We start from the raw sequence: 4,525 nt of genomic DNA, 5'->3' as shown, positions 1-4,525 counted from the left end.
CTGCCCGATCCTGTGGTGGTTCGTCTTCCGGCGCGGCGGCCGCCGCCCCGGGGGGGGCCGCCCGGCTCCGCTCAGGATGACATAGGAGCGTCATGGGTCTGTCTCGAGGTCGAGAGGTCACCTGCCTACCACGACAGGTCCCACCCAATACGCAGTACGCACTACGCATCACGCATCACTCACCACGCACCACCCTCACATCGCCCGGCGGTAGAGGCGGAACGCCTGGGTCGCGAAGAGCACGCAGACAATGGTGAAGGCGGTCAGCAGCAGGCCGTAGCTCGCCACCGCGCCCCAGTCCGCGCCCTCCATCGCGTTGCGCGCACCCTGCACCGCCCAGTTGACCGGGTTGGCCCGGGCGATGGCGCGGATCCAGCCCGGCATCAGCGCCGTGGCGATGAAGGCGGACGACAGGAAGACGAGCGGGGTGGCGAAGAAGTTCACTATCGCGATCAGCGTTTCCTCGCGCCGAGTGATGAGGGCCAGCCCGTTCGACACGGCCGAGATCCCGGCCGCCAGCAGGGCCGACACCCCGAGCACCGAGACGGCGCCAAGGATGCCGCCCGGCACCCGCGCGCCCATCACCAGCCCGACAACCAGGATGATGGCCGCCTGCACCGCCACCGTCAGCGCGGTGTGGAGCACGCGCGAGGCGATCAACGCCGCGCGGCTCACCGGGGTGACCAGCATCCGGTCCATCACGCCGTCGGTCAGGTCCTGGAGCGTTCCCATCCCGCCCCAGGCCGCGCTGAACAGGGCCAGCATGACGACGACTCCGGGCGTCAGGAACTGGATGTATGAGCCGCTCCCGAAGCCCGGCAGCTCGACGATCCGCCGGAAGAGTTGCCCGTAGAGCACGAGCCAGATCAGCGGCGATACCAGCGACATGAAGACCCAGATCGGGATGCGCACCGTCGCCAGCGTGTGCCGCTTCAACAGGTACAGCGTGTCCATCACGAAGCCCATCAGCGCCGCTCCTCCCCCTGCCCAACCAGCTCCGGGGCTAGGGTGTCCGAGATCATCCGGTGACCGGTATGGAAGAGATACACGTCGTCCAGCGACGGCCGGTGTAGCGCCACCGACTGGACGGTGATCCCGGCACGCTCCAGCACGGTGACCAACTGCGGGATGGCCGTCGCCCCGTGCAGCACGCGGGCAACCACCTCCCGGCCGTTGGGCACGACGTCGAGTACGCCGTCGAGCGGCGCCAGGACCGCGGCCGCCTCCGCAGGCCGCTGCTCCACTTCGAGCGTCACGCGGTCGCCGCGGATCGCGGCCTTCAGTTCCGCCGGGGTCCCCTCGGCGACCACCCGCCCGCGGTCGACGATCGCCAGCCGGTCGCACAAGCGGTCGGCTTCGTCCAGGTAGTGGGTGGTCAGGAGCACGGCCAGGCGGCGCTCATGCTTCAGCCGGAGCAGGTCTTCCCAGAGCGCCGCGCGCGTCTCGGGGTCGAGCCCGGTAGTCGGCTCATCGAGGAAGAGCACCTCCGGTTCATGTACCAGGCCGAGCGCGATGTCGAGCCGGCGCTTCATCCCGCCGGAGTAGGTTTGGACCATCCGGTCGGCCGCGTCGGTCAGTCCCACCCACTCAAGAACGCGGTCGACCCGCTGGCGGATCTCACTGCGCGGGACGCGGTGTAGTTGAGCCTGGAGCGTGAGGTTCTCCCGTCCGGTGGCGTGCTTGTCGACGCCCGAGGCCTGCGCCACATACCCGAGCGCCCGGCGGACCCCCGCCGGGTCACGTCGGATGTCATGCCCGGCGACGCTGCCGGTGCCGCCGTCCGGCTTGGTCAGGGTGGCCAGCATGCGCACCGTCGTCGACTTGCCCGCCCCGTTCGGGCCGAGCAGACCGAAGATCTCCCCCGGCGCCACCCGAAACGAAACATCCTCGACCGCGCGGACGCCTTTGGGATAGGTCTTGCTCAGGTGCTCCGCCACGATTGCGTCCACGGTTCCGTCCCTTCATCTTCCGGCCCTGCCGCGGATCACCACCACGCGGTCGGCTCGCGCGCCACGGTCCGCCCGCCCGGAAAAGACGAATTCTACCACAGGCCGCCGATCCGCCGCCCAGGGTAGCGCTATTTTGTTCTGTTGTCAAGGTATTAATTCAGATTTCTTCGAAATACCCGGCTGCGCGGGCCGCGGGCGGTGGCCACCGGATTGCAGAGGGGCCGCAGCGGCCTATGTCGAGACTGGAAGGGGTGCGCACATGAGCCCGTCTCTCGTCCACCGGTTGGCCACCCTGGCGCCGATCCCGCTGCGGATCATCCTCGGGATCATCATGGTGGCCCACGGGCACCAGAAGGTGTTCGAGCAACCGAAGGATCAGCTCCCCGGAGCGTTGGAGTCGATGGGCGTCCCCGCGCCGGAGCGGGTTGCCCGCTTCGTCAGCGGCCTGGAGTTCTTCGGCGGGCTTGCCCTCCTCGCCGGGATCTTCACGCGCCCGATCGCCCTCCTCTTCGCCGGGCAGTTCCTCTTCATCGTCTTCCGGATGAAGTGGACCAAGGGGCTTGTGCCAGGTTACGAGTACGACCTCGCACTCCTGGGCGGGTTCCTCAGCCTGGCACTGTTGGGCGGCGGCTCCGGCTCCCTCGACGAACTGCTCTTCGAGCAGCGTCAGGAACGGAAGGCGACGCGGGGCTGGCGGCTGACCATCGCCCGCAAGGCGCAATAAGGCGGCCCACTCAGCTCCGCCGCGCGAGGAAGTCGAGCACGATGTCGTTGAACCACTCCGGGCGGTCGGCCTGCGGGAAGTGCCCGGTGTTCGGGAGGATGCACAGCTCGGCGTCGGGGAGCAGTCCATAGAGCTCGACGGGGATCGCCACCGGGAAGTACCGGTCCCGGTCGCCATGCACGACTAGCGTCGGCACCCGGATCCCACGGATCTCCGCCGGCTCGGGAAAGTCCTCCTCGTGCGCGTGCTGGCTGAGCGCGATCCAGGCTTCGGCCACCAGGCGCCAGTGCTCGAACCCCATCGCGGTATGCATCGCACGGGCACGCTCGATCGAGGGCGTGACCGACTCAGGCGTCATCGTGCGCCACCAGCGGCGGAGGTCCGCATCGTAGCGGAGGGTGCCGCCCGCCAGGACAAGGGCCTGCGGCAGGTCCGGCGCCTCGAGTGCCAGGCTGAGCAGCAGCATCGCCCCGGTACTGACCCCAACGAAGGCCGCGCGGTCGATCCCCAGCGCGCCACAAAGCCCGACCACGTCGCGGGCGAACTGCCGGTGGTTCATCGCCGCCAGTCCGCCGGGGTTGCCGGTGCGCCCGTGGCCGCGAAGATCCGGCACAATCAGCCGGTAGCGCGCGCCGAAGGCGTCGATCTGCCGCCGCCACTGCTCGCCGGTCGCCATGAAGGCGTGCAGGAGCACGAGTGGCGGGCCGTCGAGCCGCCCGTGCTCGGCGTAGTACATCCGCAGCCCGTCGAGATCCACGTACGGCATCGCACTGCTCCTTCCCGGCCGCATCCTCGCACCTACCCCGCCGTCGGCATGCCCGGCACGCGCGTTGCGGTGCGGGTAGGGCAAGGAGCAACATGGACATCCGCCGCATCTACGCTACCATCGAGCGCGACCTGGTCGGGCGCCGGACGGAGGCGCAGTTGATCCTCGCCGCCCTCGGGGCAGGGCGCGATGTCCTCCTCGAAGGCCCGCCCGGCACGGCCAAGTCAACCTTGCTACGCGCCATCTGCGCAGCCGCGGGGGTCCCCTTCTACTTCGTCGAAGGCCACGCGGACCTCACCCCGGCCAAGATCCTGGGCCACCACAGCCCGGTTCGCGTGCTCCAGGAGGGCTACACTCCGGAGGGCTTCATCTACGGCCCGCTGCCGCTCGCCATGCGCGACGGCGGCATCTTCTACATCGAGGAATTCAACCGGGTGCCAGAGGACACGCTCAATACGCTGCTGACCGCCATGGCCGAGCGCGAGCTGAGCATCCCCCGCCTGGGCGTCGTGCGCGCCGCGCCCGGATTCCGCCTCGTCGCAGCCATGAACCCCTTCGACAACATTGGGACGAACCGCCTGTCGGGAGCGGTGGCCGACCGGCTTTGCCGGGTCCATCTCGACTATCAATCGCCCGAGGAGGAGCGGGAAATCGTCGCCCGGCGCACCGGCACGCCCGGCGGCTGGTTGGTGGACGTGGCGGTCGAGGTCGTGCAGCGCACGCGCCGCCACCCCGACCTACGCATGGGCGCGTCGGTCCGCGGCGCGATCGACTTCGTGCTGGTGGCAGGGCAACTCGCCGGGCTTCGCGACGAGCGCATCAGCCCCGCGCGGGACGATGTCGCGTCGCGCCAGCTCCTCGTGGCCGCCGCGCGCACGGCACTCGCGGTCAAGGTCGCGGTGCGCGAATCCTCCCGCCGGAGCGCCGACAGCATTGTGGAGGAGATCGTCCTCGCAGTCCTGGACGGCCGGCCGGAAACACCCAGCTACCCCGAGCCCGGCAGCCCCGGCCGCCGCCCTGCTGACCGCGAGTCACCCACCCACCCGGGAACCGGGCATGGCGGCGGCACCGGCCGCGCCATGAGCC

Annotated in this window: 5 protein-coding genes; 2 read left to right on the top strand and 3 right to left on the bottom strand. The window is 69.8% G+C overall.

The genetic code is table 11. From position 1 onward, the window contains the following. Window positions 1–195: 195 nt before the first annotated feature. Window positions 196–966 (bottom strand): ABC transporter permease, encoded by a 771-nt coding sequence (locus IRZ30_RS15910; protein ID WP_294086551.1) that lies wholly within the window; start codon window positions 964–966, stop codon window positions 196–198. Beyond that, complete coding sequence (locus IRZ30_RS15905; protein ID WP_294086548.1) at window positions 966–1,949, bottom strand: ATP-binding cassette domain-containing protein; 984 nt, start codon at window positions 1,947–1,949, stop codon at window positions 966–968. The genes IRZ30_RS15910 and IRZ30_RS15905 overlap by 1 nt, the downstream gene beginning before the upstream one ends. 259 nt (window positions 1,950–2,208) lie before the next feature. Between IRZ30_RS15905 and IRZ30_RS15900 the strand changes: the two genes are divergently transcribed. Next, entirely contained in the window at window positions 2,209–2,673 is a 465-nt protein-coding gene (locus IRZ30_RS15900; protein ID WP_294086546.1) for a DoxX family protein, read from the top strand. 10 nt (window positions 2,674–2,683) lie between these two features. Here the strand turns inward: IRZ30_RS15900 and IRZ30_RS15895 are convergent, their stop codons facing one another. Beyond that, window positions 2,684–3,439 (bottom strand): alpha/beta hydrolase, encoded by a 756-nt coding sequence (locus IRZ30_RS15895; protein WP_294086544.1) that lies wholly within the window; start codon window positions 3,437–3,439, stop codon window positions 2,684–2,686. A gap of 92 nt (window positions 3,440–3,531) precedes the next feature. Here IRZ30_RS15895 and IRZ30_RS15890 point away from each other — a divergent pair. Beyond that, window positions 3,532–4,525, top strand: a 994-nt coding sequence (locus IRZ30_RS15890; protein ID WP_294086542.1) for a MoxR family ATPase, incomplete at its 3' end; no start/stop codon positions are given.

The sequence above is a fragment of the Sphaerobacter sp. genome, assembly GCF_019683595.1.
GTDB lineage: Bacteria > Chloroflexota > Chloroflexia > Thermomicrobiales > Thermomicrobiaceae > Sphaerobacter.
This window is presented reverse-complemented; position numbering and strand designations above follow the sequence as displayed.